This window comes from Streptomyces sp. NPDC039465, from assembly GCF_055639315.1.
In genome coordinates, this window is record NZ_JBVKAP010000008.1 from 124,406 (window position 1) to 150,257 (window position 25,852).

General features: G+C 73.1%; 23 protein-coding genes. 17 read left to right on the top strand and 6 right to left on the bottom strand.

Annotated elements, in window-relative coordinates; all coding sequences use genetic code 11:
- Positions 1 to 5: 5 nt before the first annotated feature.
- Both ACZ7LT_RS25730 and ACZ7LT_RS25735 read left to right on the top strand, forming a co-directional pair.
- Complete coding sequence (locus tag ACZ7LT_RS25730) at positions 6 to 704, top strand: phosphatase PAP2 family protein (protein ID WP_471238455.1); 699 nt, start codon at positions 6 to 8, stop codon at positions 702 to 704.
- A 117-nt stretch (positions 705 to 821) separates the two neighbouring features.
- The gene (locus ACZ7LT_RS25735; RefSeq protein ID WP_471238456.1) at positions 822 to 1,508 is read left to right on the top strand and encodes a TetR/AcrR family transcriptional regulator; all 687 of its coding nucleotides are present in this window, start codon (positions 822 to 824) and stop codon (positions 1,506 to 1,508) included.
- Here ACZ7LT_RS25735 and ACZ7LT_RS25740 read toward each other — a convergent pair.
- Entirely contained in the window at positions 1,478 to 2,998 is a 1,521-nt protein-coding gene (locus ACZ7LT_RS25740) for an LVIVD repeat-containing protein (RefSeq protein WP_471238457.1), read from the bottom strand. The two genes, ACZ7LT_RS25735 and ACZ7LT_RS25740, sit on opposite strands and share 31 nt — an antisense overlap.
- A gap of 199 nt (positions 2,999 to 3,197) precedes the next feature.
- Here ACZ7LT_RS25740 and ACZ7LT_RS25745 point away from each other — a divergent pair, with 199 nt between their 5' ends.
- Positions 3,198 to 3,836: a DUF305 domain-containing protein gene (locus ACZ7LT_RS25745; RefSeq protein WP_471238647.1), complete on the top strand. Its 639-nt coding sequence runs from the start codon at positions 3,198 to 3,200 to the stop codon at positions 3,834 to 3,836.
- Positions 3,837 to 3,956: 120 nt separating this feature from the next.
- Positions 3,957 to 5,303 carry an FAD-dependent oxidoreductase gene (locus ACZ7LT_RS25750; RefSeq protein ID WP_471238458.1) on the top strand — a complete coding sequence of 449 codons (1,347 nt, stop codon included), beginning with the start codon at positions 3,957 to 3,959 and terminating at the stop codon, positions 5,301 to 5,303.
- A gap of 103 nt (positions 5,304 to 5,406) precedes the next feature.
- Here ACZ7LT_RS25750 and ACZ7LT_RS25755 read toward each other — a convergent pair whose 3' ends face one another.
- Positions 5,407 to 5,757: an ArsR/SmtB family transcription factor gene (locus ACZ7LT_RS25755; RefSeq protein ID WP_471238459.1), complete on the bottom strand. Its 351-nt coding sequence runs from the start codon at positions 5,755 to 5,757 to the stop codon at positions 5,407 to 5,409.
- Between the two features lie 134 nt (positions 5,758 to 5,891).
- Here ACZ7LT_RS25755 and ACZ7LT_RS25760 point away from each other — a divergent pair, with 134 nt between their 5' ends.
- The 5 genes from ACZ7LT_RS25760 to ACZ7LT_RS25780 all read left to right on the top strand — a co-directional run bounded on the left by ACZ7LT_RS25760 (position 5,892) and on the right by ACZ7LT_RS25780 (position 11,023).
- A complete protein-coding gene (locus ACZ7LT_RS25760; protein WP_471238460.1) occupies positions 5,892 to 6,971 on the top strand; it encodes an NADH:flavin oxidoreductase/NADH oxidase in 1,080 nt (359 codons plus the stop codon).
- 156 nt (positions 6,972 to 7,127) lie between these two features.
- A complete protein-coding gene (locus ACZ7LT_RS25765; protein WP_471238461.1) occupies positions 7,128 to 8,213 on the top strand; it encodes a WD40/YVTN/BNR-like repeat-containing protein in 1,086 nt (361 codons plus the stop codon).
- A gap of 52 nt (positions 8,214 to 8,265) precedes the next feature.
- Positions 8,266 to 8,943: a uracil-DNA glycosylase gene (locus ACZ7LT_RS25770; protein ID WP_471238462.1), complete on the top strand. Its 678-nt coding sequence runs from the start codon at positions 8,266 to 8,268 to the stop codon at positions 8,941 to 8,943.
- Positions 8,940 to 10,007 (top strand): N-acetylglucosamine kinase, encoded by a 1,068-nt coding sequence (locus ACZ7LT_RS25775; protein WP_471238463.1) that lies wholly within the window; start codon positions 8,940 to 8,942, stop codon positions 10,005 to 10,007. The genes ACZ7LT_RS25770 and ACZ7LT_RS25775 overlap by 4 nt, the downstream gene beginning before the upstream one ends.
- Before the next feature lie 95 nt (positions 10,008 to 10,102).
- On the top strand, positions 10,103 to 11,023 hold the full coding sequence (locus tag ACZ7LT_RS25780) for a sirohydrochlorin chelatase (protein WP_471238464.1): 921 nt from the start codon (positions 10,103 to 10,105) through the stop codon (positions 11,021 to 11,023).
- Positions 11,024 to 11,100: 77 nt separating this feature from the next.
- Here ACZ7LT_RS25780 and ACZ7LT_RS25785 read toward each other — a convergent pair whose 3' ends face one another.
- Both ACZ7LT_RS25785 and ACZ7LT_RS25790 read right to left on the bottom strand, forming a co-directional pair.
- Positions 11,101 to 12,165 carry a lactonase family protein gene (locus tag ACZ7LT_RS25785; RefSeq protein WP_471238465.1) on the bottom strand — a complete coding sequence of 355 codons (1,065 nt, stop codon included), beginning with the start codon at positions 12,163 to 12,165 and terminating at the stop codon, positions 11,101 to 11,103.
- Positions 12,166 to 12,248: 83 nt separating this feature from the next.
- Positions 12,249 to 13,748, bottom strand: coding sequence for an FUSC family protein (locus tag ACZ7LT_RS25790; protein WP_471238648.1), 1,500 nt, complete (start codon positions 13,746 to 13,748; stop codon positions 12,249 to 12,251).
- A gap of 321 nt (positions 13,749 to 14,069) precedes the next feature.
- Between ACZ7LT_RS25790 and ACZ7LT_RS25795 the strand changes: the two genes are divergently transcribed.
- The 3 genes from ACZ7LT_RS25795 to ACZ7LT_RS25805 all read left to right on the top strand — a co-directional run bounded on the left by ACZ7LT_RS25795 (position 14,070) and on the right by ACZ7LT_RS25805 (position 15,783).
- A complete protein-coding gene (locus tag ACZ7LT_RS25795; protein ID WP_471238466.1) occupies positions 14,070 to 14,558 on the top strand; it encodes an Lrp/AsnC family transcriptional regulator in 489 nt (162 codons plus the stop codon).
- A 69-nt stretch (positions 14,559 to 14,627) separates the two neighbouring features.
- Complete coding sequence (locus ACZ7LT_RS25800; protein WP_471238467.1) at positions 14,628 to 15,305, top strand: HAD family hydrolase; 678 nt, start codon at positions 14,628 to 14,630, stop codon at positions 15,303 to 15,305.
- A 109-nt stretch (positions 15,306 to 15,414) separates the two neighbouring features.
- The gene (locus ACZ7LT_RS25805) at positions 15,415 to 15,783 is read left to right on the top strand and encodes a cupin domain-containing protein (protein ID WP_471238468.1); all 369 of its coding nucleotides are present in this window, start codon (positions 15,415 to 15,417) and stop codon (positions 15,781 to 15,783) included.
- Here ACZ7LT_RS25805 and ACZ7LT_RS25810 read toward each other — a convergent pair.
- Positions 15,762 to 17,027, bottom strand: a complete 1,266-nt coding sequence (locus ACZ7LT_RS25810; RefSeq protein WP_471238469.1) for an MFS transporter — start codon at positions 17,025 to 17,027, stop codon at positions 15,762 to 15,764. The genes ACZ7LT_RS25805 and ACZ7LT_RS25810 overlap by 22 nt on opposite strands.
- 197 nt (positions 17,028 to 17,224) lie before the next feature.
- Here ACZ7LT_RS25810 and ACZ7LT_RS25815 point away from each other — a divergent pair, with 197 nt between their 5' ends.
- Both ACZ7LT_RS25815 and ACZ7LT_RS25820 read left to right on the top strand, forming a co-directional pair.
- Positions 17,225 to 18,082 carry an AAA family ATPase gene (locus ACZ7LT_RS25815; RefSeq protein ID WP_471238649.1) on the top strand — a complete coding sequence of 286 codons (858 nt, stop codon included), beginning with the start codon at positions 17,225 to 17,227 and terminating at the stop codon, positions 18,080 to 18,082.
- The gene (locus tag ACZ7LT_RS25820) at positions 18,079 to 19,452 is read left to right on the top strand and encodes a vWA domain-containing protein (RefSeq protein ID WP_471238470.1); all 1,374 of its coding nucleotides are present in this window, start codon (positions 18,079 to 18,081) and stop codon (positions 19,450 to 19,452) included. The genes ACZ7LT_RS25815 and ACZ7LT_RS25820 overlap by 4 nt, the downstream gene beginning before the upstream one ends.
- Before the next feature lie 3 nt (positions 19,453 to 19,455).
- Here ACZ7LT_RS25820 and ACZ7LT_RS25825 read toward each other — a convergent pair whose 3' ends face one another.
- On the bottom strand, positions 19,456 to 20,610 hold the full coding sequence (locus ACZ7LT_RS25825) for an epoxide hydrolase family protein (RefSeq protein ID WP_471238471.1): 1,155 nt from the start codon (positions 20,608 to 20,610) through the stop codon (positions 19,456 to 19,458).
- A gap of 324 nt (positions 20,611 to 20,934) precedes the next feature.
- Here ACZ7LT_RS25825 and ACZ7LT_RS25830 point away from each other — a divergent pair, with 324 nt between their 5' ends.
- The 3 genes from ACZ7LT_RS25830 to ACZ7LT_RS25840 all read left to right on the top strand — a co-directional run bounded on the left by ACZ7LT_RS25830 (position 20,935) and on the right by ACZ7LT_RS25840 (position 25,827).
- Positions 20,935 to 22,200 carry an MFS transporter gene (locus tag ACZ7LT_RS25830; RefSeq protein WP_471238472.1) on the top strand — a complete coding sequence of 422 codons (1,266 nt, stop codon included), beginning with the start codon at positions 20,935 to 20,937 and terminating at the stop codon, positions 22,198 to 22,200.
- A 98-nt stretch (positions 22,201 to 22,298) separates the two neighbouring features.
- Positions 22,299 to 22,748 (top strand): SRPBCC family protein, encoded by a 450-nt coding sequence (locus ACZ7LT_RS25835; RefSeq protein ID WP_471238473.1) that lies wholly within the window; start codon positions 22,299 to 22,301, stop codon positions 22,746 to 22,748.
- Positions 22,749 to 23,133: 385 nt separating this feature from the next.
- The gene (locus tag ACZ7LT_RS25840) at positions 23,134 to 25,827 is read left to right on the top strand and encodes a SpoIIE family protein phosphatase (RefSeq protein WP_471238650.1); all 2,694 of its coding nucleotides are present in this window, start codon (positions 23,134 to 23,136) and stop codon (positions 25,825 to 25,827) included.
- The last annotated feature ends 25 nt before the right edge of the window (positions 25,828 to 25,852 follow it).

Genomic DNA, 25,852 nt, shown 5'->3' on the forward strand with positions numbered 1-25,852 from the left:
GCCCCATGCGCTCCTCCACCCGCGGTGTCCCGCCCACCCTGCTGTCCGCCCGGACGTGGGCCCTGTGGACCGGCGCGCTCTCCGCGGTGCTGCTGGTTCTGGTGGCCATCGACTGGGCGCCACTGGTCTCCGTCGACCGGAAGGTGGCCGACAGACTGCACCGCGACGCGGTGGCCGAACCGGGGCTCACCGAGGCGAACCAAGTGCTGAGCGACTGGATCTGGGACCCCTGGACCATGCGGGCCCTGATCGCCGTGGCCGTGATCGCCCTGTGGTGGCGGGGGCAGCGGCGGCTCGCGCTCTGGGTGGCCGCGACGAGCGTGCTGGCCACCGTCGTCCAGCAGGGACTGAAGACCGCGCTGGGCCGTGAGCGGCCGCGGTGGCCCGACCCGGTGGACTTCGCGCACTACGCCGCCTACCCCTCGGGCCACGCCATGACGGCCGCCGTCACCTGCGGTCTGCTGCTGTGGCTGCTCGCCCGCCGGTCCCCCAGCCCGCGGCTGTGGTGGGCGGCGGTGGCGCTCGCCGCCGTGTCCGTGCTCGGGGTCGGACTGACCCGGATCTATCTGGGGGTCCACTGGATCACCGACGTGGTGGGCGGCTGGCTGCTCGGCGGGCTGACGGTGGCCCTCGCTGTTCACCTGTACGAGAGGGGAGGAGGATGGACCAAGGACATGAGGGCAGGCCGAAACCGCCTGTCCTGAGGCGATCCCCCGCGTCGCCCCAGAACAGACGGCCACCCCGCTGACCAGCCACGAAGGGCGTCGCACCGGGACGCGCTGAGTATATTGGCTGGGAGCCAGTCAACGCAGGAGTTAAGCATGTCCCCGCGCAGCGCAGAGGTCAATGAAGAGCTGAGGCGGCGGTCCCGCGAGCGGCTCCTCCAGGCGACCGTTGAGCTGGTCGCGGAGCGGGGCTACGAGGCCACGACCTTGGGAGACATCGCGGATCGGGCGGGGGCCGCGCGCGGACTGATCTCGTACTACTTTCCCGGCAAACGGCAGCTGCTCCAGTCCGCCGTGCACCGGCTGATGCACCTGACGCTCCAGGCGGCGCTGGAGCGCGAGCCGCGCACGGAGGACGGGCGCGAACTGCTGGCCCGGGCGATCGACGCGATCCTGGGGCTCGCCGTCGAGCAGCCCGTACTGATGCGCGCGCACATGGCCGGAATCCTGCAGGCCGAGGGGTTCGTGCAGTGCCCCGAACAGCAGCGGCTGGCCTTTCTGCTGCGGGACACGGTGCGGCGGTACGGCTCCGATCAGGTGGACGTGGACTATCCGCTGCTGCGGGCGTTGCTGATGGGCGCGGTGTTCGCGGTGCTGCTGCCCGGGGCGCCGATGCCGCGGGCCCGGCTGCGGGCGGAGCTCTTCCAGCGTTACGGGCTGGGCCTGGAGCTGGGGATGCCGCCGCCGGAGGATGCCCCCGGCGGCGGCGCGGCGATCACCGGCCCGGCGCGGACGCTGGGCCGGCCCCCGGCTCAGTCGTCGTGGTCGAAGTCGTCGAAGTAGTCCGGCTGGGTCTGGACGTTGAGCGTGTCCATCCGGATCCGCTTCGCCGGATCGGTGCGGCGGTCATCGAGCTTCAGCACGTCGAAGCCCTTGACCATGTCGTTCGAGTAGATGTGGCCGTTGTAGTAGTACGCGGACCAGGAGCCGCCGGAGCGGATCACATCGGTGCTGAGCGGGCCGCGTTCGAAGTAGGCGATCTCCTTGGGCCTGGTGGAGTCGGTGAAGTCCCAGACGGAGACGCCGCCCTGGTACCACCCCTGGACCATGAGGTCCTTGCCCTTGACCGGGATCAGCGAGCCGTTGTGGGCGACGCAGTTCTCGGTGTCGGCCTGGTGGCGCGGGATCTTGAAGTAGCTGCGGAAGACCAGCTTGCGGTGGTCGCCCTTGCCGACGATGTCGTAGACGCCGTTGGCGCCGCGGTTCGGTCCGACGGCCGCGTTGCAGGTGGCCGCGGAGCCGCCGCCGAGCTCATCGGTGTAGACGACCTTGTTCGCCTTCTGGTTGAAGGTGGCGGAGTGCCAGAACGCGAAGTTCACGTTGTCCTGTACCCGGTCGATCACCTTCGGGTTGGCGGGGTCCTTGATGGAGAACAGGATGCCGTCGCCCATACAGGCCCCGGCCGCCAGATCCTTGGAGGGCAGCACGGTGATGTCGTGGCAGCCGGTCGTCTTCCGCACGCCCGGGTTGGTGGGCGGGCCCGGGTTGCCGCCGCCGTCGGGCCCCTCGCCCGGGAAGAGCACCGGGAAGTTCACGACCGCGGCCCGCTGCGGTGCCGTGCGCGGGACCTTGATCACGGAGATGCCGTCGTGCGGCGGCTGGCAGTCGGGGAACGCCGCGTCGGGCGAGTACGACGAGACGTAGATGTAGACGTCGCGACGCTCCGGCACCAGCGTGTGGGTGTGGGAGCCGCAGGCCGTCTCGACCGCGGCGACGTACTTGGGGTTGCGGATGTCGCTGATGTCGAAGATCTTCATGCCCTCCCAGGAGGACTTCTCCGTGGCGGGCTGGCTGGTGCTCGCGCAGGAGTCGTCGCTCCGGGAGGAGTCGGTGGACAGGAAGAGCAGGTTCCCGGAGACCGAGACGTCGTTCTGCGACCCGGGGCACAGGACCTGCGCGACGGTCTTGGGGGCCTTCGGGTCGCTGATGTCGAAGATCCGGAAGCCGTCGTAGTTGCCGGCGAAGGCGTATCGGCCCTGGAAGGCCAGGTCCGAGTTGGTGCCCTGGAGGGCGTCCTTCGGGATGTTCGCGACGTGGGTGATGTTGTCGCTGTGGACGATCTGGTCCACAGCGGGGATCTCGCCGGACTTGATGGCGGCCTTGGCTGCGGCCGCGTCCTGCGAGGTCACCGAGGTCTGGGCGGGGGGAGAGTCTCCGGGGTCGGGGATGGCGGCCGCGGGTCCGGCCGTCAGCAAGGTGGCCAGCAGTCCGGCCGCGGCTGTCGCCACACCCAGACGTCTGCGCCGCGTACGCGTGGTTCGCAACGAGGTCACTGCGTCCTCCCTTGTCTCCGTTCGCAGGGGAACGGGTCACGGACCCCGGCAGTATCTTCCTTTGCATGCACATCTCAACAGAGGGCAACGGAGACGTCATGCAAGTTTTTGATCAGTCGTGTCGGAAAGATTGCTAGAAGCTGTGCCGCCCCGCCACCCAGCCGCACCCAAGGAGGTCACTGTGCCGAACCGCAGAGCCATGCGCGCCCGCTCGGCCGCCGTCGCCGCGACCGTCGTCGGCGCCCTGTTCACGCTGGCCGCCTGCGAGTCGGAGCCCAAGGCCGCGCCCGGCGCCGCCGCGGACCGGGGGCCGGTGGTCGTGGCGCCGGGCAGGCCGGGCGAGCCCGCGCGCACCATCTCACCCGAGGAGGCGGCCCGTTCGGTGGCCGACGACTCACCCAACTCGGCCGACTTCCGCTACGCCGAGATGATGATCACGCATCACGCGCAGGCGCTGACGATGACCGCCCTCGCGCCGGGCCAGGCCTCTTCCCCGCAGGTGAAGAAGGTGGCCGCGCGGATCGCCGCCGCCCAGCAGCCGGAGATCGGCGCGATGCGGGGCTGGCTGAAAACACATGGCGGCCCCCGGTCCGCCGACGCCCACGGCCATCACACGATGCCCGGCATGGCCACCGAGGCGCAGCTGACCCAGCTCCGCGCCGCCCGCGGCACGGCCTTCGACGAACTCTTCCTCAAGCTGATGATCACCCACCACCAGGGCGCGGTGACCATGGCCACCGAGGCCCTCTCGGAGGGCAACAACGTGCAGATCGAGGAGATGGCCACCGACGTGATCGCCCAGCAGACGGCCGAGATCAACCGGATGCGCTCGCTGTGAGAGCGGCAGTGACAGCGGCGGTGTGACCGTAGGGCGCCCGCCACGACATCACCCGCGCGCCTCTCCCCTTGAAGGCGCCACGGTGCGATGCTGGAAACCCCGGTGGGAAGGAGTACGGCCGTGCTGCGTGTCGCCGTCGTCGGTTCCGGACCCAGCGGGGTCTACGCCGCCCAGTCCCTGGTGGAGCAGACCCTGGTGCCCGACGTCCGGGTGCACGTCCTGGACCGGCTCCCCTGCCCGTACGGCCTGGTGCGGTACGGGGTCGCCCCAGACCACGAGAAGATCAAGTCCCTGCAGAACAATCTGCGCACCGTCCTGGAGCACGAGCGGATCGGCTTCGTCGGCAATGTGGAGATCGGGGCGCACGGTCTCACCCCGCAGCGGCTCCTCGGGCTCTACCACGCGGTGGTCTACTGCGTCGGGGCCGCGCGCGACCGCCGGCTCGGCGTGCCCGGCGAGGACCTGCCCGGCAGCGTCTCAGCCACCGACTTCGTCTCCTGGTACAGCGCCCATCCGGACGCGGCGGGGAACGGTTTCGCGCTGGGGGCCCGCTCGGCCGTGGTGATCGGGGTGGGGAACGTCGCGGTGGACGTCACCCGCATCCTGGCGCGCGGGGCGGAGGAGCTGCGCCCGACCGATGTGCCGCAGACCGCGCTGACGGCGCTGGCGGGGTCCATGGTGCGAGAGGTGCACATGGTGGGCCGACGGGGGCCCGGGCAGGCGAAGTTCACCACCAAGGAGCTGCGCGAGCTGGGCGCGCTGCCCGGCGCAGATGTGGTCGTGAACCCCGAGGACCTCGCGCTCGATCCGGCGTTCGCCGACCCGTCGGGGTTGCCCGCGGTCAACCGGCGCAATCTCGAAGTCGTACGGAGCTGGTCGGACCGCGCCCCGCGCGGCCTGGAGCGCCGGATCACGCTGCGGTTCTTCCTGCGGCCGGCCGAGTTCCTGGAGGCGGACGGCCGGGTGGCCGGGGTGCGGTTCGAGCGGACGGCTCCGGACGGCGCGGGCGGCGTGCGGGGCACCGGCACGTACGAGGACGTCGAGGCCCAGCTGGTGCTGCGGGCGGTCGGATACCGCGGGGCGCCGCCGGTCGGGCTGCCCTTCGACGAGCGCCACGGCACGGTGCCGCACAGCGCGGGGCGGGTGCTGCGGGACGGCGCGCCGTCACTGGGCGAGTACGTGGCCGGCTGGATCAAGCGGGGCCCGACCGGGGTCATCGGCACCAACCGCCCCTGCGCCAAGGAGACGGTCACCTCCCTGCTCGCGGATGCCGACGCGCTGGCCGGGCGGACCGTCGAGGACGACCCGCTCGCGGCGCTGAGGGCCCTGGGACACCATCCGGTCGAGTGGCCGGGCTGGCTGGCCATCGAGGAGGCGGAGGCCGCCCTGGGCCGCTCGCTGGGCCGCCAGACGGTGAAGATCCCGGACTGGGCGGGGCTGCGGGGAGCGGCACTGGGCCAGGGCTGAGGGCCGGCGGCAGTCAAGCGTCGGACAGGCGTATCGTCCGCGGGCAGACGCCGGACCGGCGGGTCATCCGTCGTCAGGCGCCGCACGGGCAGATCGTCCGCCGTCAGGTGCCGGGCGGGCGGGTCGCCTCGGCCTCGGCCGCGGCGAGGACGCCGGCGAGCAGGCCGGGGAAGAGTGCCTCAAGGTCCTCGCGGCGTATGCCGTTCATCTTGGCCGTCCCCCGGTAGGTCTGCCGGATCACGCCGCTTTCGCGCAGGACACGGAAGTGGTGCGTGGTGGTCGACTTGGTGACCGGCAGTTCGAAGTACGAGCAGGACAGCTCGGACTCGGCCGCGGCCAGTTCACGGACCACCTGGAGCCGGACGGGGTCGGCGAGCGCGTGCAGGACGCCCTCCAGGCGGATCTCGGCGCGCGTGGGGTGTTCGAGAGAGCGGGGGCTGGCGGCGGTGGTCACTGCGGCTCCACTTCGTCCGGGGCCTTCATCGTACGAGACTCATCGTAGTTTGACAGTCGCCGTACTACGATGCGTATCGTACAAACGTGAGCCGGAACCCGTCGGTTCCACCCCCGTCGTGAATGGAGTCCGCCGTGAGCGCCCTGTTCGAGCCTTACACCCTGCGGTCGCTGACCATCCCCAACCGCGTCTGGATGGCTCCGATGTGTCAGTACTCGGCCGACGTCTTCGGTCCGAACGCGGGCGTCGCGAACGACTGGCACTTCACCCACTACGCCGCCCGGGCCGCCGGCGGCACCGGACTGATCCTGGTGGAGGCCACCGCCGTCTCCCCCGAGGGCCGGATCAGCCCCGCCGACCTCGGTCTCTGGAACGACACCCAGACCAAGGCGCTCGGCCGGATCGCCGCATTCCTGAAGGAGCGCGGGACCGTCCCCGGCATCCAGCTCGGGCACGCCGGCCGCAAGGCCTCGACCCGGCGCCCCTGGGAGGGACGGGGTCCGGTGGCGCCCGAGGACCACGGCTGGCAGCCGGTCGCCCCGAGCCCGGTGCCGTTCGGCGAGGGATACCCCGTACCGACCCAGCTGACGACGGACCGGATCAGGGAGATCGTGGGGAAGTTCAGGGCGGCGGCCGAGCGGGCCCTCGCGGCCGGCTTCGAGGTGCTGGAGGTGCACGGCGCCCACGGCTACCTGATCGGCGAGTTCCTCTCCCCGCACAGCAACCGCCGCACGGACGAATACGGCGGCTCCTTCGAGAACCGCACGCGCTTCGCCCTCGAAGTGGTCGACGCCGTGCGTGAGGTGTGGCCCGAGGAACTGCCGCTGTTCTTCCGGATCTCCGCCACCGACTGGCTGGAGGAGGGCGGCTGGGACGGCGACGACACGGTCCGCCTCGCCCGCCTGCTCAAGGAGCACGGCGTGGACCTGCTCGACGTGTCGTCCGGCGGCAACGTCAAGGACGCCTCGATTCCGGTCGGGCCCGGCTACCAGGTGCCGTTCGCCGCGCGGGTGAAGGCCGAGACGGATCTGCCCGTCGCGGCCGTCGGCCTGATCACCGACACCGCGCAGGCCGAGAAGATCGTCGCCAACGGCGAGGCGGACGCGGTCCTGCTCGGCCGGGAACTGCTGCGCAACCCGTCGTGGGCGCTGCACGCCGCCCGGGAGCTCGGCGCGCGGACGGCCACCCCCGACCAGTACGCCTGGGCGATCTGATCCCGACCCGATCCCGACGCAGGTCGGCCCGGTCGTCCGCCCCGAGGCGAACACGACCGAGCCGACCTGCGTAAACGGTGGCTCCAAGGGCCGTTGTCAGTGGCGGGGTGCAGACTTGCCCGTATCCGAGACAACGGCGTTTTGGAGGTGTCGGCGATGTCCGACGTACTACTCGCGGTAGGTACTCGTAAGGGGCTTTTCCTCGGCCGCAGGCGCGGCGGCCGGTGGGAGCTGGACGGCCCGTTCTTCAACGCGCAGGCCGTGTACGCGATCGGCATCGACACGCGCCGGGACGTGCCGAGACTGCTCGTCGGGGGAGACAGCTCGCACTGGGGTCCTTCGGTGTTCCACTCCGACGACCTCGGCGCGAACTGGACCGAGCCGAAGCGGCAGGCGATCAAGTTCCCCAAGGACACGGGCGCTTCGCTGGAGCGTGTCTGGCAGCTGCAGCCGGCTGGACCCGAGCAGCCCGACGTGGTGTTCGCGGGCACGGAGCCCGCCGCGCTCTTCCGCTCCGAGGACCGCGGCGAGTCCTTCGAGCTGGTGCGGCCGCTGTGGGAGCACCCCACCCGGTCCCGGTGGGAGCCTGGTGGCGGCGGCGAGGCCGTGCACACCGTCGTGACCGACCCGCGGGACCCCGAGGCCCTGACGGTGGCCGTGTCGGCGGCCGGGGTGTTCCGCTCCCTGGACGGCGGGGACAGCTGGGCCCCGTCCAACAAGGGGGTCTCGGCGGTCTTCCTGCCCGATCCGCATCCGGAGTTCGGCCAGTGCGTGCACAAGATCGCCCAAGACGCGGGCAATGCGGACCGGCTGTATCTCCAGAACCACTGGGGGGTGTACCGCAGCGACGACGCGGGCGGCAGCTGGACCGACATCGGCGAAGGACTGCCCTCCGACTTCGGGTTCGCGGTCGCCGCCCATCCCCATCGGCCCGACGTGGCCTATGTGTTCCCCATCAACGCCGACGAGGACCGGGTCCCGGCGGGACGGCGGTGCCGGGTCTACCGTACGGGTGACGCGGGCCGCAGCTGGGAGCCGCTGTCGGCCGGGCTTCCGGGCGGCGACCACTACGGCACGGTGCTGCGGGACGCGATGCGTACGGACGACGCGGACCCGGCGGGCGTCTACTTCGGCAACCGCAACGGCGAGGTGTACGCGAGCGCTGACGACGGCGACAGCTGGCAGCAGGTGGCCGCGCATCTGCCGGACGTGCTGTGCGTACGGGCGGCGATGATCGGCTGAGCGCGGCCCGAGCGGGTCCGGGGCCGTACGGCTGCGCCAGTAGAGTGACGGCGTGGCAGCACGACCCTTGAAAGAAATCGTCGAGCCGGGGTGGGCGGACGCCCTCGCGCCCGTGGCCGAACGCATCGCGTCCATGGGCGACTTCCTCCGCGCGGAGATCGCGGCGGGACGGACCTACCTTCCGGCCGGAGCGCACGTCCTGCGCGCGTTCCAGCAGCCGTTCGACGAGGTGCGGGTCCTCATCGTCGGCCAGGACCCGTATCCGACCCCCGGGCACGCGGTGGGACTCAGCTTCTCGGTGGCCCCGGAGGTGCGGCCGCTGCCCGGAAGTCTGGAGAACATCTTCCGGGAGATGCACACGGACCTGGGCGCGCCGAGGCCGTCGAACGGCGACCTGACCCCGTGGACGCGGCAGGGGGTGCTGTTGCTCAACAGGGCGCTCACGACGGCGCCGCGCAAGCCCGCCGCGCACCGCGGCAAGGGGTGGGAGGAGGTGACCGAGCAGGCCATCAAGGCGCTCGCCGCACGCGGCAAGCCTCTGGTGTCCGTGCTGTGGGGGCGTGATGCCCGCAATCTTCGCCCGCTGCTCGGGGACCTGCCGGCGATCGAGTCGTCGCACCCCTCGCCGATGTCCGCGGACCGGGGGTTCTTCGGCTCGCGTCCGTTCAGCCGCGCCAACGACCTGCTGATCCGTCAGGGGGCGCAGCCGGTCGACTGGCGCCTGCCGTGAGACCGGCCGCCCCGTCCGGCTGGGTGCTCGGGGTCGACTCCGGCGGCTCCGGGCTGCGGATCGCCCTCGCGGACGCGGCCACGGGCACGCCGGTGGAGACCGTGTCGTCCCGCGAGCCGGTGCGCACGGGCGCGTCGGGCATCGACGCCGGGCACCTGCTGGCGCAACTGCTGCCCGCCGCCCGGGAGCTGCTGGCCCGGGTGGGCGGTACGGCGGAAGCGGGGCCGGACGCCTCGGTCCCGGGTGGTCCGGCGGCGGGGGCGGAGCTGGTCGCGGTGGCGGTCGGGGCCGCCGGGATGGCGACGCTCGGCGACGGGCTGCGGAGCGAGCTGCCGTCGGCCCTGGAGCGGACACTCGGGGTACGGCGCCTGGCGCTGGCCGCCGACGCCGTCACCGCGTACGCCGGGGCGCTCGGGCAGCGGCCGGGCGCGGTGGTCGCGGGCGGCACCGGCCTGATCGCCCTCGGCACGGACCTGTCGGCCGCGTCCGGGTGGCGCCGGGCGGACGGGTGGGGCCATCTGCTCGGGGACTGCGGCAGCGGCGCCTGGATCGGGCGGGCGGGCCTGGAGGCGGCGATGCGGGCGTTCGACGGTCGCCGCGGCGGCTCGGCGGCGCTTCTCGCGCGGGCCGGGGCGGCGTTCGGGACAGCGGCGGACGGGCTGCCCGGACTGCTGTACCCACGCTCCGACCGGCCGGCCGTCCTCGCGTCCTTCGCGCCGGAGGTGGCGGCCTGCGCGGTGGACGGGGACCCGGTGGCCACGGCCGTCCTGGCGCGAGCCGCCGGACACATCGCGGAGGCGGCCGCGACGGTGTGCCCGGGCGCCGCGGCGGCGGACGGGGAGTGTGAAGTGGCCCTGACCGGCGGCCTGTTCAAGCTCGGCGAGCCGCTGCTCGTACCGCTCCGGGCGGAGATCGCCGGGCAACTCCCGCACGCCCGACCGGTGTCGGCGCAGGGGGATCCGCTGACCGGTGCGCTGCGGATCGCCTCGGCCCTGGCCGCCGGGTCGCTGCGGCTGCCTCAGGACGGCCGGATGCTGTACGTACCGGCATTTCAGGGCAGTTGACCGGTAGCGAACTCAACGGACAAAGTCGGACAGATGGCACGGGACTGCCCCCTCCCCGAGCAGCCGGAGGGGCAAAACCAGTAGCATGCGGCGCCATGAGCTCCCCCACTGGGCCCGCTTCCGGCCTGCCTGTACGAATGCCGCGACCCCGACAGTCCGGGCGGCACCGTCGCCCTGAACCCGCGGCGGCCCCTGAGGGCGCACCCGCGCTCGTTCTCGCCGTTCCCGGCGCCCCTTCCGCGGCCGTGCGCGGCCTGGCCGAAGAGGTCGTCAGCATCGCGCGTTCCGAGCTGCCCGGCCTGGAGGCGGCCATCGGGTACCTGGACGGCGACGACGACGAGTACCCCACGCTGGCGACCGTGCTGACGCGGACCGCGGCCCTGCGCGTGGAGCGCTACGAGCTCGCCCAGGCCGCCGGCCGCGAGGTCGAGGAGCCCACCGGCCCGGACGCGGTCGTGGTGCCGCTGCTCGCGGGCCCGGACAGCGCGCTGGTGCGGGCGATACGCCAGGCAGTGACCGACAGCCGTGCCACCGCCCAGCTGACGGATGTCCTCGGCCCGCACCCGCTGCTCGCGGAGGCCGTGCACGTACGGCTCTCCGAGGCCGGTCTGGCCCGCGCCGACCGCGCCCGGCTGTTCACGGTCGCCACGGCGGCCGACGGCATCGTCCTGGCCACGGTGGGCGGCGAGGAGGCCGTGCAGGCCGCCGGGATCACGGGCATGCTGCTGGCCGCGCGCCTGGCTGTGCCGGTGATGGCCGCCGCGCTCGACCAGGAGGGTTCGATCACCGCGGTCGCCGAGCAGCTGCGCGGTTCGGGTTCGGCGCAGCTCGCGCTGGCCCCGTACCTGATCGGCCCCGAGCTGGCGGAGGGGCTGCTCGACGACGCCGCGAAGGAGGCCGGCTGCCAGGCCGCCGAGCCACTGGGCGCGTACCCGGCCATCGGCAAGCTGGTGCTGGCCCAGTACGCGACCGCGCTCGGGATCCCGGCGCAGCCGCAGGGGGCCCCGGTCCGCTGACCTGGCGGTTCGACGGTACGTACGTGAGGGCCCGCACCGGATGTCCGGTGCGGGCCCTCACGCGTGGCGGCGGGGGGTCAGCCGAGGACCACGCAGGAGGCCGCGGGGGCCTCGACCGCGCCCGCTCGCCGGGGTACACCGGTCTGGGGGTCGAGGTCGAACCAGGTGACGTCGCCGGAGTGCTCGTTGGCGACGTAGAGGCGGCGGCCCGACGGGTCCAGGGCGAGGTCGCGGGGCCAGCGTCCGCCACAGCCCACGGTGGCGACCGGGGCGGGCCGCTCACCGGCCGGGTCGAGGGCGAGGACGGCGATGCCGTCGTGGCCGCGTACGGCGGCCCAGAGGAAGCGTCCGTCGGGCGCGACGACGAGCTCCGAGGGGTACCACCGCGCCGCCCGGGCCGGGGTGTCCTCGGGGAGGACCGGGACCTCGTGGAGCGGCGTCAGGACGCCCGCCTGCGCGTCCCAGCGGCAGACGGTGAGGGTGGGCGTCAGTTCGTTGAGGACGTACGCGTACGCGCCGGAGGGGTGGAAGGCGAGGTGCCGGGGGCCCGAGCCGGGGCGCAGCCGGGCCTGGCCGTGGAGCCGGAGGGTGCCGCGCGCGGGGTCGAGGGCGGCGACGGTCACGCTGTCGGTGCCGAGGTCCACGGCGAGCACCCAGCGGCCGGCGGGGTCGGGCAGCACCTGGTGGGCGTGGGGCCCGGTCTGCCGGTCGGGGTCCGGGCCGCCGCCTTCGTGCCGGAGCACGTCACGGGCGGGCCCCGGCGTGCCGTCCGGGCCGAGCGGCAGGGCGGTGACGCTGCCGGAGGTGTAGTTGGCGGTCAGGACGTGCCCGGCGGTGACGCACAGGTGGGTGGGGCCTGAGCCCCGTACGGCCACCGCCTCGCCCAGCGGCCGGGGGCTCGGGCCGTCGACGGAGAAGGCCGCGACGGCCCCCTCCTCGGTCTCGGAGACGGCGTGGAGCACGGACCGGGAGGGGTCGAGCGCGAGGTAGGAGGGGTCGGCGACGGCGTCCGTCGCGCCGGTGGGGGTCACGGCGCCGGTCGTCTCGTCCACGGTGGCGGCGATGATCCCGCGGCCGCCGGCCGAGGTGAACGAACCGATGTAGGCCCGCAGGCCCGCCCTTTTCCCGTCTGTGCCGCCCATGGCCTCTCCCCCTCTGCCGGTCCACGTGATCACGCCGACCGTAGCAGGCGGTCTAGACCAAAGAGGGGGCTTGCGACAAAAGGTCAGGCGGAGACCAGCGGGGCGCCCGGCGCGGAGCGCAGCGGGGTGGCCAGGTCGGCGAGCGCCCGCTCCAGGCCCTGGAGGTGGCCGAGGGCCGCCTCGGCGCCGGGGTGGTGGTGCGGGGCGGCCACCTCGGCCGGGGTGGGGCGTACCGGCTCGTCGGGGCTTACCAGGGCTTGCACGGCGGCCTCGACGCGCCAGGCGGCGGCGACGAGCCGGGCATCGTGCGAGGCGGCAGGGTCGGCCGCCACGGCGGCCAGGCCGCGGATCTCACGCGCGCAGGCGTCGAGCAGGGCGATGACCTGGCGGGCCCGTGCCTTGCGGGCGCGCAGCGGGCTGAGCGGGTGGACGAGCGGGGCGAGGGAGAGCCGTACGCGCCCGAGCAGTAGCTCCAGTTCGGCCGCGAGCGGCGCCGGGTCGGCCTCGGGGTCGCCCGCGAGGCGCCGGGCGGCGGCAGCCGTGCAGGCGTGGACGCAGGTCAGGGCGCGCTGAATCCAGGCGTTGGTGGCGGCGTGGGTGGTGACGGGCAGGATCAGCGCGACGCCGGCCACCGCGCCGAGGGCGCCCACCGCGGTCTCCTCGAAGCGCAGGAGGAGCAGCCCCGGGTGCAGGACGCCGAGGAGGCCGTAGAGCAGCCCGGCCATCACGGTGACGAAGAACATCATCCAGCTGTAGGAGGGGGCGGCGGTGTAGAAGATGCCGAAGACGCAGACGGCGACCAGGAGGGCGGTGGGTCCGGGGGCGCCGCCCAGCGGGACCGCGATGAGCAGTCCGGCGGCGATGCCGGTGACCGTGCCGAGGACCCGGCGGAAGCCGCGCACGAGCGTCTCGCCCCGGGACGTGGTGTTGACGAAGATCCACCAGGCGGTGCCGACGGCCCAGTACCAGCGCTCCTGGGAGAGCAGTTGTCCGGCGGCGAGGGCGACCGCGCAGGCCACGGTGGCCTGGAAGGCCTGCCGGGTGGTCGGGCGGTCGAGGCCGCGGCCGGGCAGCGGGGTGGGGGCTGCGGGCGGCGGCACGTGCCGTTCGATGCACCAGACGCCGAAGCGGACGGCGGAGGCCGCGGCGAGCGCGAGGGCCACGGCTCCGTACAGCTCCGGCAGCTGGGCCGGGACCGCGTGCAGGAACTGGGTGACGAAGAACATCATGAACGCGAAGATGCCGAGCGCGTGGCCGCGCGGCCCCCAGCGGCGGGCGTACACACCGCAGAAGACGACCGCGAGCCAGGCCGAGTCGCGTACGAGAGGGGTCCCGTGCACAGTGGTGGCCAGGGCGAGGACCGGGAAACCGACAGCGGGCAGCAGGGCGGTGGTGACGGCCTGACGGCGGACCGTCGGGTCGGCGACCGTGAACAGTGCCAGGAGGGCGGCGAGACCACCGGTGATGGAGGCGGTCAGGGAGAGCCCGGCGAGCTCGGCGGCGGCCACGGCGAGCGCGACCCCCAGCACGGCACGGGTGGAGACGCGCAGCCGGACGCGTCCGGGGTCGGGGGCGACGAACATCCGCCGGACAGTGCCGATCAGGTTCGTGCCCCTCCCGGGCCTGCTCTTGGAGCTGTTCTCGACGCTCGTCGCGCCCTTCACGGCGGTCGACCCGCCCCCACTGCCGAACACGCACACCCTTCGGGTCTCGGAGTCTTTCGGAACATGGCAAAGGCGCCGCGGGTCCGGGGCCGGCTCCTTCGCCGGTCCGGCGCGTGCGCGGCGCCATCTACCCGACGATGGAAGCATCGGAGGCACCAGTGGCTCAACTGGCTCCTCTTACACTGAGCCATTGGTACAGTCGCGGCGGTGACAGCCCGGCCGGAAGGAGGCCAACGGACCATGGCGGTGGATGAGCTCGACACCCGCATCCTCCGGCTCCTCCTGCAGAGGCCGCGCACGAGCGTGCGGGAGTACGCGCGGATCCTGGGCATCGCGAGGGGCACGCTCCAGGCGCGTATCGACCGGCTGGAGCGGGACGGGGTGATCACGGGCACCGGTCCGTTCCTGTCGCCCGCCGCGCTCGGCCATCCGGTCCTCGCCTTCGTCCACATCGAGGTGACCCAGGGCCATCTGGACGAGGTCGGCGACGCGCTGGCGGCCGTGCCGGAGATCGTGGAGGCGTTCTCGATCACCGGTGGCGGGGATCTGCTGACCCGGGTCGTGGCCAGGGACAACGGCCATCTCGAGGATGTGATCCAGCGGCTCATCCAGCTGCCCGGGGTGGTGCGGACGCGGACGGAGATGGCGCTGCGCGAGCGGGTGCCGTACCGGCTGCTGCCGCTGGTCGAGGCGGTCGGCCGGGCGTCGGGGCCGGGGCGGACGGCCTGACCTCACGCCTCGTAAGACCGGCCGGACGGCGGGTGCCGTGGGCGGGCCCCTCCCTGGAATGCTGAGCCCATGAGCACTCCTGGCACTTCGGTGATTTTCGATCTCGACGGCACGCTCGTGGACAGTGAGCCCAACTACTACGAGGCCGGGCGGCGGCTGCTGGAGGGCTATGGCGTCACGGACTTCGGCTGGGAGCGCCATACGGACTTCATCGGGATCGGCACCCGCGAGACGCTGCTGGCGCTGAAGCGGGAGTACGGTCTCGACGCCCCGATCGAGGAGCTGCTCGCGGGGAAGAACCGGGCCTATCTGGAGCTGGCCCGCGCCTCCACCCAGGTGTTCCCGCAGATGCGTCTGTTCGTCGAGGAGCTGCACGCGCAAGGGGTGCCGATGGCCGTGGCGTCCGGCTCGTCGCGAGCGACGATCGAGGCGGTCCTCGCCGGCACCGGCCTGGACGCGTACGTCTCGACGCTGGTCTCCGCCGAGGAGGTGCCGCGCGGCAAGCCGGAGCCGGACGTCTTTCTGGAGGCCGCCCGGCGGCTCGGCGCGGACCCCGCCGACTGCGTCGTCCTGGAGGACGCGCCGCCCGGGGCCGCGGCGGCGCACGCGGCGGGCATGCGCTGCATCGCGGTCCCCTATGTGCCGGCGACCGTCGCCGACGCGGCGTTCGCGACGGCGGGGCTGCTGTTCCCGGGCGGCCAGGAGGAGTTCACCGCGAAGGCCGCGCTGCGGTGGCTGGCGCGGTGAGCTCCGCGGCCCGTCCGGCGGGCCGCGGAGCCCGGGCGTAGCCTGAAGAAGGAAGGCTGTCCTCGCGGCGGCGAGGTCCGCTTGGGCAGCCGGCGAGGGAGATGACACGATGCCCGGTCTCATCAAGAAAAGCCTGGACACTCCGGAAGAGACCCGCCCCTTCGAGGCGGGCATGGGCCAGCTCGAACTGGTCGACATGGAAGGCGCGTCGGTGGGACGGGCCACCTTCCAACCCGGCTGGCGCTGGTCCGAGCATGTGAAGCCGATCGCCGGCACCGAGAGCTGCGAGGCCTCGCATGCGGGCTACTGCCTCTCCGGCCGGATCAGGATCCGCATGAACGATGGCACCGAGGAGGAGTTCGGCCCCGGTGACACCATGGTCTGCCCGCCCGGACACGACGCCTGGGTGGTCGGCGACGAGCCGTGTGTGGTGCTCGACTGGCAGGGCTTCGTCGACTACGCCAAGCCCTCCGGCTGACGCTCCCGCCCCGCGTCCCGGTCCTCTCCGGTGTCCGCGCCCGGGTCCCGCTCGGCGGCCCGGCGCGCGATCGGCCCCATGGCGTACGACGCGCCGAGGATGAGCCCGCCGAGCAGCAGCCAGCCCGGTACGCCCCAGGTGACCAGGAGCGCGGTCAGCAGCAGCGGTCCGAGGGTCCGGGCGACGGTGACACCTGTCCCGTAGAAGCCCTGGTACTCGCCGATCCGGTCGGCGGGGGCGAGGTCGAAGCCGATCTGCCACGAACCGGCGGAGTGCAGCATCTCGGAGACCAGCAGCAGGACGGCACCGGCGACGAGGGCCGTGGCGGCGAGCCAGGGTGAGTCGCCGGCCGCGGAGAGGGCGAAGACCACGCAGGCGCCGAGCATGATCTGTCCGGAGCGGCGGACGGCCCGCCCGGCCGTGGCGAGCCCGGTGATGCCGCGGGCCGTACGGACCTGGAAGAACGTCACACCGAGGGTGTTGAGGACGAACAGCGCCGACACCAGCCAGGCGGGGGCCTCGGTGCGCTCGGTGATCCACAGCGGGATGCCGAGGCTGAGCAGCGGCATCCGCAGCAGCAGGACGGTGTTGACGAGGGTGACCAGCGCGTACGGCCGGTCGCGCAGCACGGCGAGCCGGTCGCCCTTCGCGGGCGGCGCGGGCGCCACGGCGGGCAGCCGGAGCAGGAGCAGCGCGCAGGCGAGGAAGCTGACGGCGTCCATCGCGAAGACGGCGAGGTAGGCGCCCTGGGTCCCCTGGTGCAGGGCGAGGCCGCCGAGGGCGGCTCCGACGGCGAGCCCGGCGTTGAGGGTCGACTGCAACTGGGCCAGCAGGCCGGTGCGTTCGGCCGGGGTGACCAGTCCGGCGAGCAGGGCCTGGCGGGCCGCGGCGAGGCCGGACTGGGCGATGGCGTACACCGTCGCGGCGAGCAGGAACAGCACGAAGGAGCGGATGACGAGGAACGACGCGACGGCGGTGCTCGTGGCGACGGCGAGGACGACGGCGGCCCCGCGCGGCCCGCGTCGGTCGGCGATCCGGCCCAGCGGCACCCCCACGACCGAGCCGATGGCCCAGGCGATGGTCAGGCCCAGTCCGACTTGGGTGGCGTCGAGACCGACGACATGGGTGAAGTAGAGCGCGGAGGTGACGTAATAGGCGCCGTCTCCCAGGGAGTTGGCGAGCTGGGCGAGGGCGAGGGTACGCGGGGATCCGGGAGCCGGTATCAGCCGGTTGGTGTGCGTCACAGGCTGAAATCTACTGTCGGAATGGGGGCTTCAGCAGGACCAATTCCCCGCTGAATGTGTGGGCCACTTTCGGGCTGGGGGCCGGATGGCGGGGGCGTGATGTTCGACATGAACGAGCGCTCACCCGTTGTGCGAGAGGGCCGGGAGCTGATCAAGTGCGGTCACTGCCCATCGTGCGCGCCGAGCTGGAGGTCCTGTTGTTCACGTCAGTGGACGATGTCACCGAGCGACTGGCCGCCACCGGCTATCTCGTCTCGCCTGCGGTCGCCACCACCGTCTTCCTCGCCGCCCGGCTCGGCAAGCCGCTGCTGGTCGAGGGCCCGGCCGGGGTCGGCAAGACCGAGCTGGCCAAGGCCGTCGCCGAGGCGGCCGCCGCCCGGCTGGTGCGGCTCCAGTGCTACGAGGGCGTCGACGAGGCCCGCGCGCTGTACGAGTGGAACCACGCCAAGCAGCTGCTGCGCATCACGGCGGGCCGGGACGAGAGCTGGGACGAGACCCGTACGGACATCTTCAGCGAGGAGTTCCTGCTGGCCCGGCCGCTGCTGACGGCCATCCGCGGGGACGAGCCGACGGTGCTCCTGGTCGACGAGATGGACAAGGCTGACGTCGAGGCCGAGGGCCTGCTGCTGGAGGTGCTGAGCGACTTCCAGGTCACGGTGCCGGAGCTGGGCACGATCACCGCGACCCGCCGGCCCTTCACCGTCCTCACCTCGAACGCCACCCGCGAACTGTCCGAGGCGCTGCGCCGCCGCTGCCTCTTCCTCCACATCGGTTTCCCCGAGGAGGAGTTGGAGCGCCGGATCGTCACCCTGAAGGTGCCCGGTCTCGACGAGACGCTGGCCCGTTCGGTGGTGCGGGTGGTGGGCGCGCTGCGGGCGATGGACCTGCGGAAGGTGCCGTCGGTCGCGGAGACGATCGACTGGGCGCGGACCCTGCTCGCGCTCGGCGCCGACACGCTGGACGAGACCGTCGTACGCGACAGTCTCGGCGTGATCCTCAAGCACCAGGACGACATCGTGAAGGCGGTCGGCTCCCTGGACCTGGACGCGGTGTGAGCGTTCCGGACCGGCTGACCGGGCTCGTGGGGGCGCTGCGCGCGCACGGCGTGCGGGTCGGTACGGGCGAGACGGTCGACGCGGCCCAGGTGGTGTCCGTGCTGGGACTGGCCGACCGGGTCCGGCTGCGGGAGGGGCTGGCGGCGGCGCTTCTGCACCACCAGGGGCAGAGGGCGGTGTTCGACCCGGTCTTCGATCTGTACTTCCCGCTCGGCGTAGGGGTCCGGGAGGGTACGGGCCGCGCACCGGACCAGGAGTTCGACACGGCCGCGCTGCGCGAGCGGCTCGCCGCGGCGCTGGCCGCCGACGACCGGGCGCTGCTGGACCGGCTGGCGGGCGAGGCCGTGGACGGGCTCGGCGGCTATGGCAACTCCCCCGGCTCCGACGGCTGGTCCTCGTACCAGACCCTGTCGCGGCTGCGGCCGGAGACCCTGCTCGCCCGGGTGCGGGCGTCGGTGCGGGAAGGCGCCGGCGGGGCGGCCGGGGCGGAGTTCACCGACCGGCTCGTCGACGACGAGATCCGGCGCCGGATCGAGGCGTTCCGCGAGCGGGTGCGGACCGAGGCGCGGCGGCGGGTCGCCGAGCGGCGCGGCACGGATCTGATCGCGCGCCGGGCGCTACGGCCGACCGCCGACCAGGTCGACTTCCTTGTGGCGGGCCGCGATCAGCTCGCCGAGCTGCGCCGGACCGTACAACCGCTCGCCCGGAAGCTGGCCACCAGGCTCGCCGCGCGGCGCAGGCGGGCCGCCCGTGGTCGGATCGATCTGCGACGGACGCTGCGCGGCTCCCTGTCGACGGGCGGGGTGCCGGTGCGGCCGGTGCTGCGCAAGCGCCGACCGGGGCGGCCGGAGCTGGTGCTGCTGTGTGATGTGTCCGGTTCGGTGGCGGGCTTTGCGAACTTCACGATGCTGCTGGTGCAGGCGGTGCATGAACAGTTCAGCAAGGTGCGGGTGTTCGCCTTCGTCAACACCGTCGACGAGGTCACCGGTCTGCTCAGGCGCGGCTCGGCCGACCCCGAGGGGCTCGGTGAGCGCATCCTCGCGCAGGCGGCGGTGACGGGGTGGCACGAGCGCAGCGACTACGGCGCGGCGCTCGGTGAGTTCACCGAGCGGTACGCCGACGCGCTGGGCCCGCGCACCACCGTCTTCGTCCTCGGCGACGCCCGCACCAACATGCGCGACCCGAACCTGCCCGCCCTGCGGCACATCGCCGACAAGGCCCGGCAGGTCCACTGGCTCAACCCCGAGCAGCGCTCCCTGTGGCCGACGGGAGACTCGGCCGCCGAGGCGTACGCGGCGCTCGTGACCATGCACGAGTGCCGCAACGCCCGGCAGCTGGGCGCGCTGATCGGGCGGCTGCTGCCGGTCTGAGGGTCAGCGGGCGGCCCGCAGGGGGCGGAAGAACGTCCGCAGTTCACCGGCCACCTGGTCCGGTTCCTCATGGGCCATGAAGTGGCCGCCGCGCCCGGGGGTGGACCAGTGGCGCAGATCGGTGCACTGGCGCTCGGCGAGGCTGCGGGGGTAGCCGGTGTAGGCGGGTTCATGGCTGAGGGTGACGGCCGCGGGCACGGTGATGGGCGGGACGCGTTCGTTCAGGTGGTAGTCGTAGTACTGGCGGAACGACGAGCCGATCGTGCCGGTGGCCCAGTAGAGGGTGGCGACGGTCAGGACGGTGTCCTTGTCCCAGCGGGTCTCCAGATCGCCGCCGCAGTCGCTCCAGGCGCGGTACTTGTCGACGATCCAGGCGGCGAGTCCGGCCGGGGAGTCGGCGAGGGCCGCGGCGAGGGTGTCGGGCCGGGTGCACATGATCTCGCTGTAGCCCTGGTCGTCCGCGTCGTAGGCGTCGAGCGCGTCGAGATAGGCCTGTTCGGCGGCGGTCGGCGGCCGCTCGGAGAAGTCTGCGGTGACGACGGCCGAGGTGATGTGGACTCCGGCGACCTGCTCGGGGTACAGGGCGCCGAGCCACTGGGTGACCCCTCCCCCGATGTCCCCGCCGAAGGCGCCGTACCGCTCGTAGCCGAGGGTCTCGGTCATCAGCCGGTGCCAGAGCCGGGCCACTGCCTTACGGGTGAAGGGGCCGCGGGGCAGCGCGGAGTACAGGAAGCCGGGCAGGGAGGGGATGACGACGTCGAAGGCGTCGGCGGGGTCGCCGCCGTACGCGGCCGGGTCGGTGAGCGGGCCGGCCACCTTCAGCATCTCCACGAAGCTGCTGGGCCAACCGTGGGTGAGGACGAGCGGCAGAGGCGCCGGGGCGCCTTCGGGCCGCACGCCCCGGATGTGGACGAAGTGCACGGTCCGGCCGTCGACCTCGGCGGTGTACTGCGGATGGGTGTTGAGGGCGCGCTCGGCCGCCCGCCAGTCGAACGACTCGGCCCAGTGGGTGACGAGCTCCCGCAGATACCCGGGGTCGGTCCCGGCGGTCCAGCGGTCGGGGTCGGAGGCGGTGGTGAAGAGGGTGCGGCGCAGACGGCCGCGCAGGTCGTCGAGGACGTCGTCGGACACGGAGATCCGGAAAGGGGTGGGCGTCATGGGTCCTTCGTTCAGGAGGGATGAACGGGGCGGGCGCCCGGCCCTCCTGTCGAGCGGTCAGCAGGACGCGGGGACGGCCGGGTGGGCCCGGACGGGCTCTGTTGCGAACGGCATGGTCATCGGGCTCACCTCCTGTGCTCCGTGCGGCCGGTGCGACTGTACGGGACGCCCGGGCGGCCGCAAACCCTTTTACGGGAGGGCCTGTTGCCTTCGGCCCGGTGGCCGCGCCCGGTGGTGTCCCGGCTGGTCCGACAAGCGCCGGGCGCGCGCAGTGGGCGATCGTCCCATGTCCTGGGCCTGGCCTTCTGGGGAAGACTCCGGAGCGTGAGCGAGAGCGGAACGGACAGCGGGCCGGACAGCGGGCCGGGAAGCGTCGACGGCGGCCCCGGCCGGGAGACGTGGCTGACGCCCGGGGTCAAGGGCATCGGCTCGGCCAGCCTGCTCGCCGATGTCGGGCACGAGATCCCCACCGCGCTCCTGCCCTCCCTGCTGACCTCGACGCTCGGCGCGCCGGCCGCCGCGCTCGGGGTGATCGAGGGCGTCTCGGACGCCCTGGCCGGCGCGGCGCGCTTCGCCGGGGGCGTCCTCGCCGACGACCCCTCACGGCGGCGGAAGGTGGCGGTCGGCGGATACACGGCCACCGCCGTGCTGGGTGCCGCGACGGCCGGGGCGACGGCCGTGTGGCAGGTCGGCGTCCTGCGGGCCGCCGCATGGACGGCCCGGGGCCTGCGGGTGCCGGCCCGTAACGCACTGCTCGCGGACATCGTGCCGGCGAAGGCGTACGGACGGGCATACGGCTTCGAGCGGATGATGGACAATCTGGGCGCGATCTTCGGGCCGCTGCTCGCGCTCGGGCTGGTCGCCTGGCTCGGTGTCACCTGGGCCATCAGCCTGTCGGTGATCCCCGGCCTGCTCGCGGCCGCCGCGATCCTCTACGCGATCCGCCGGACGCCGCGGCCCGTCCGCCGGGACCGGGTGCCGCTGCGGATCAGGGTGCGGCCGGTCCTGCGGGGCGAGCTGGGCCGGCTGATGGGCGCGGTGGCGGCGTTCGAGGTCGGCAACGTGGCCGCGACACTGCTGATCCTGCGCGCCTCCGAGCTGCTGTCGCCCGCGTATGGCACGCGGACGGCGACCACGGTCGCGCTCGCCCTCTACACGGCGTACAACGTGGCCGCGGCGGCGGCCTCCGTCCCGGCGGGGCGGCTGTCGGACCGGCTGGGGGCGCGGGGGCCGGTGCTGGTGCTCGCGGGCGGGGTGGCGCTCTTCGGCGCGGCGTACGGGCTGTTCGCGGGCGCCGGGGCCGCGGTGGCGGTGCTCGCCGTGCCGTTCGTCCTCGCCGGGGCGGGGATCGGGGCCGTGGAGACGGCCCAGCACTCGGCGGTGGCCGCGCTCGCCCCCCGCGACCTGCGCGGCTCGGCGTTCGGGCTGCTCGCCACGGTCCAGTCCTTCGGCAACCTGGCCGCCTCCACCGTCGCCGGTGTCCTGTGGACGGCGTTCTCGCCGACGGCCGCGTTCCTGTATCTGACGGGCTGGATGGTGGTCGCGCTGGTGGGTCTGCTCGCCGCGGCCCGGCGTCGTACCACCGGCTGACCGTCGGGCGGGCGGCCGGTCAGCCATGGCCAAGCGGGGCGCCAAGTGGGATCATTTGGGCGAAAGGCCAATGAGGGGGGCGCCCTGAAGGGGGCACGATGTCAGAGATCAGGGAATCCATCGACATCTCCCGTCGTCCCGAAGAGGTCTTCTCCTATGTGACGGACCCTTCCCATCTGCCCGAATGGCAGGAGAGCGCCGTGTCGGCCCAGCCGTTGGGCGACACTCCGCTGGCCGTGGGCTCCAAGGTCGCCGTGACCCGGCGGGTGGGCAAGCGGGAGTTCCCCATGACCATGCAGATCACCGAGCTGGACCCACCGCGGTACTGGCACATGAGGGGCATCGACGGCCCGGTGCGCGGAGACGTGCGGGGCACGATCGAGCCGCTGGAGGGCGGCGCGCGCTCCCGGCTGACCCTCGCCCTGGACTTCGAGTCGCACGGCATCGGGAAGGTCATCGTCCCGCTGGTCGCGCGGCCGCAGGCTCGCAAGGAAATGCCCAAGAACGAGCAGCGTCTGAAGGGGCTGCTGGAGGCGACCGCCGCGTAGCCGGACGCATGGAACCGGCCACGTAGCCGGAGAGGGCAGTCCGGACACGCCGACGCCGCGCGTACAGGGCCGCCCGGACACGACAGTCCCCGGCATTCCTGCTCCACTCCGAGGGTCGTCAGCCGTCGCTGACGGCTCCCTCGTGGGCAGGACCTGCCGGGGGCCTGGCCAGAGCCGAGACAAGGGTCACGCGGGCCTTGGGACGTCTCCCTCGGCGGGTGCGGCTCTCTCTGGTTGTCTGGTGTAATGACGAGTTTCCTCCCTATTTGACACAAGTCAAGAGGAGAGGCTGTTTTTCATTTGCTGCACCTTTTGCCGCTGTTGCTCAGGTTCTCGGTGCTACAAATAAGACTGTGGGCGATCCTCGCAACCCGTGCCAGGCGCGATGGTGCGGTCACTGACCGGGCATCCGCGCAGCGTCGCCGGGCAGGTGTTCATCCTCCAGGTGGCGGTCGTGGTGCTGCTCGCCGCCGGAGCGGTCCTCGCGCTGGTGCTCCAGAGCCGCAGCGACGTCGACCGCGAGGCCCGGAACCGGTCCGTGGGCGTCGCCCAGACCTTCGCCCACTCCATCGGACTGCGTGAGGCCCTCAGGGCCCCGGACCCGTCCGCGATCCTGCAGCCGCTGACGGAGGAGACCCGCAGAAGCGCCGGGGTCGACTTCATCGTGGTCATGGACACCAACGGCATCCGCTACACCCATCCCCAGCCCGACCGCATCGGCCAGCGGTTCGTCGGCACGATCGAGCCCTCGCTCGCCGGTCAGGTGCACACCGAGAGCGTGCGGGGGCCGCTCGGCGAGGAGATACAGGCCGTCGTGCCGGTGACCGAGGACGGCAGGGTCATCGCCCTGGTCTCGGCCGGGCTCACCGTGCGGAACGTCACCGACGTGGTCGACCGGCAGCTCCCGGTCATCCTCGGCGTCAGCGCGGCCGGGCTCGCCCTGGCCACCGTCGGCACCGCGCTGATCACCCGACGGCTGCAGCGGCAGACCCACGGCCTCGGGCCGCTGGAGATGACCCGAATGTACGAGCACCACGACGCCGTCCTGCACGCCGTCCGCGAGGGCGTGCTGATCACCGACGGGGACGCCCGGCTGGTCCTCGCCAACGACGAGGCACGGCGGCTGCTCGCCCTCCCCCGCGACGCCGAGGGCCGCGCCATCCGGGAGCTCTCCGCGCTCGACCAGGGCATGGCCGAGCTGCTGCTGTCCGGCCGGGTGGCCACCGACGAGGTCCTCGCCGCGGGAGACCGCCTCCTCGTGGTGAACCAGCGGCCCGCCAAGCCCCGCGGCCAGCCGGAGGGAGCCGTGGTCACCATCCGCGACTCCACCGAGATGCGCGTCCTCAGCAGCCGCGCCGAGCTGGCCCGCAGACGGCTGAAGCTGCTCTACGACGCCGGGGTCGGCATCGGCACCAGCCTCGACGTGGTGCGTACGGCCGAGGAGCTGGCCGCCGTGGCCGTGCCCCGGTTCGCCGACTTCGTCACCGTCGACCTGGCGGAGCCGGTCCTGCACGGCGACGAGCCGAGCGGTACGAGCGTGCCGTTGCGGCGCTCGGCGGTCAGTGGCATCCGGGACGACTCGCCGCTCTACCCGAGCGGGCGGCTGATCGACTTCCTGCCGTCCACCCCGCAGGCCCGCGGCTTCGGCACCGGCCAGGCGGAGGTCGTATCGGACCTGAACGAGGCGCCGGGGTGGTACGCGCAGGACCCGCCGCGGGCGCAGGCCATCCTCGACTACGGCATCCACTCGCTGATCACGGCCCCCCTCAAGGCCCGGGGCGTCATGCTCGGTGTGGTCAACTTCTGGCGCTCGCAGAAGCCGGAGCCGTTCGACGACGACGATCTGTCCCTGGCCGAGGAGCTGACCGCGCGGGCCGCGGTCAGCATCGACAACGCCCGCCGCTTCACCCGTGAGCACGCGATGGCCGTGACGCTCCAGCGCAGTCTGCTGCCGCGCGCGCTGCCGGAGCAGAGCGCCGTGGAGGTGGCGCACTTCTACCAGCCGGCCCAGTCCGGGGTGGGCGGCGACTGGTTCGACGTGATCCCGCTGCCGGGCAGCCGCGTCGCGCTCGTCGTCGGCGATGTCGTCGGGCACGGTCTGCACGCCGCCGCCACCATGGGCCGGCTGCGGACCGCCGTGCACAACTTCTCCGCCCTCGACCTGCCGCCCGACGAACTCCTCGCCCACCTCGACGACCTCGTGCAGCGCATCGACCATGGCGCGGAGAGCGGTGACAGCGGCGGTCTGCTGGGCGCGACCTGCCTGTACGCCGTCTACGATCCGGTGTCGCGGCGCTGTGTGGTGGGGCGGGCCGGGCATCCGCCGCCGCTGGTGGTCCAGCCCGACGGCACGGTGGACATCCCGCCGGTCCCGGCCGGGCAGCCACTGGGCGTGGGCGGGATGCCCTTCGAGACGGTGGAGCTGGAGCTGAGCGAGGGCAGCCAGCTCGTCTTCTACACCGACGGGCTGATCGAGGACCGCACCCGCGACATCGACCAGGGCCTGGAGCTGCTGCGCGAGGCCCTGAGCCGGCCGGGCCGGGGCCCTCAGGAGAGCTGCCGGGCCGCCCTCGACGTCCTCCTGCCGGAACGGCCCCGGGACGACGTGGCGCTGCTCGTGGCCCGCACCCGGACCCTCGGCCCCGACCGGGTGGTGGAGTGGGCCGTGCCGTTCGAGCCGAGCGCGGTCGGCGCCATGCGGGCGGTCGTCGCGGAGAAGCTGTCCGAATGGGAGCTCTCCGAGCTCGCGTTCGGTACGGAGCTGATGCTCAGCGAGCTGATCACCAACGCGATCCGGCACGGCTCGGCGCCGGTGCGGGTCCGGCTGCTGCGCGACCGCACCCTGACGTGCGAGGTCTCCGACGGCAGCAACACCTCGCCGCATCTGCGGTACGCCGCCACCACCGACGAGGGCGGGCGCGGGCTCTTCCTCGTGGCGCAGTTCAGCCGGCGCTGGGGGACGCGGTACACGCCGGAGGGCAAGGTCATCTGGGCCGAGCAGCCGCTGCCGGGCTCCTCCGAGGAGCCGGAGGGCCCCTTCCCCGACTTCTTCGACATCGACTCGGTCGAGCCGATCTGAGCCGCCCCCTCCGCGCCGGCCCTGG

What these genes read in the sequence shown, in the direction of transcription:
- ACZ7LT_RS25730 (WP_471238455.1), top strand. Translation starts at nt 6, where the DNA reads ATGCGCTCCTCCACCCGCGGTGTCCCGCCCACCCTGCTGTCCGCCCGG.
- ACZ7LT_RS25735 (WP_471238456.1), top strand. Translation starts at nt 822, where the DNA reads ATGTCCCCGCGCAGCGCAGAGGTCAATGAAGAGCTGAGGCGGCGGTCC.
- ACZ7LT_RS25745 (WP_471238647.1), top strand. Translation starts at nt 3,198, where the DNA reads ATGCGCGCCCGCTCGGCCGCCGTCGCCGCGACCGTCGTCGGCGCCCTG.
- ACZ7LT_RS25765 (WP_471238461.1), top strand. Translation starts at nt 7,128, where the DNA reads ATGTCCGACGTACTACTCGCGGTAGGTACTCGTAAGGGGCTTTTCCTC.
- ACZ7LT_RS25780 (WP_471238464.1), top strand. Translation starts at nt 10,103, where the DNA reads ATGAGCTCCCCCACTGGGCCCGCTTCCGGCCTGCCTGTACGAATGCCG.
- ACZ7LT_RS25785 (WP_471238465.1), bottom strand. Translation starts at nt 12,165, where the DNA reads ATGGGCGGCACAGACGGGAAAAGGGCGGGCCTGCGGGCCTACATCGGT.
- ACZ7LT_RS25790 (WP_471238648.1), bottom strand. Translation starts at nt 13,748, where the DNA reads ATGTTCGTCGCCCCCGACCCCGGACGCGTCCGGCTGCGCGTCTCCACC.
- ACZ7LT_RS25795 (WP_471238466.1), top strand. Translation starts at nt 14,070, where the DNA reads ATGGCGGTGGATGAGCTCGACACCCGCATCCTCCGGCTCCTCCTGCAG.
- ACZ7LT_RS25800 (WP_471238467.1), top strand. Translation starts at nt 14,628, where the DNA reads ATGAGCACTCCTGGCACTTCGGTGATTTTCGATCTCGACGGCACGCTC.
- ACZ7LT_RS25805 (WP_471238468.1), top strand. Translation starts at nt 15,415, where the DNA reads ATGCCCGGTCTCATCAAGAAAAGCCTGGACACTCCGGAAGAGACCCGC.
- ACZ7LT_RS25825 (WP_471238471.1), bottom strand. Translation starts at nt 20,610, where the DNA reads ATGACGCCCACCCCTTTCCGGATCTCCGTGTCCGACGACGTCCTCGAC.
- ACZ7LT_RS25835 (WP_471238473.1), top strand. Translation starts at nt 22,299, where the DNA reads ATGTCAGAGATCAGGGAATCCATCGACATCTCCCGTCGTCCCGAAGAG.
- ACZ7LT_RS25840 (WP_471238650.1), top strand. Translation starts at nt 23,134, where the DNA reads ATGGTGCGGTCACTGACCGGGCATCCGCGCAGCGTCGCCGGGCAGGTG.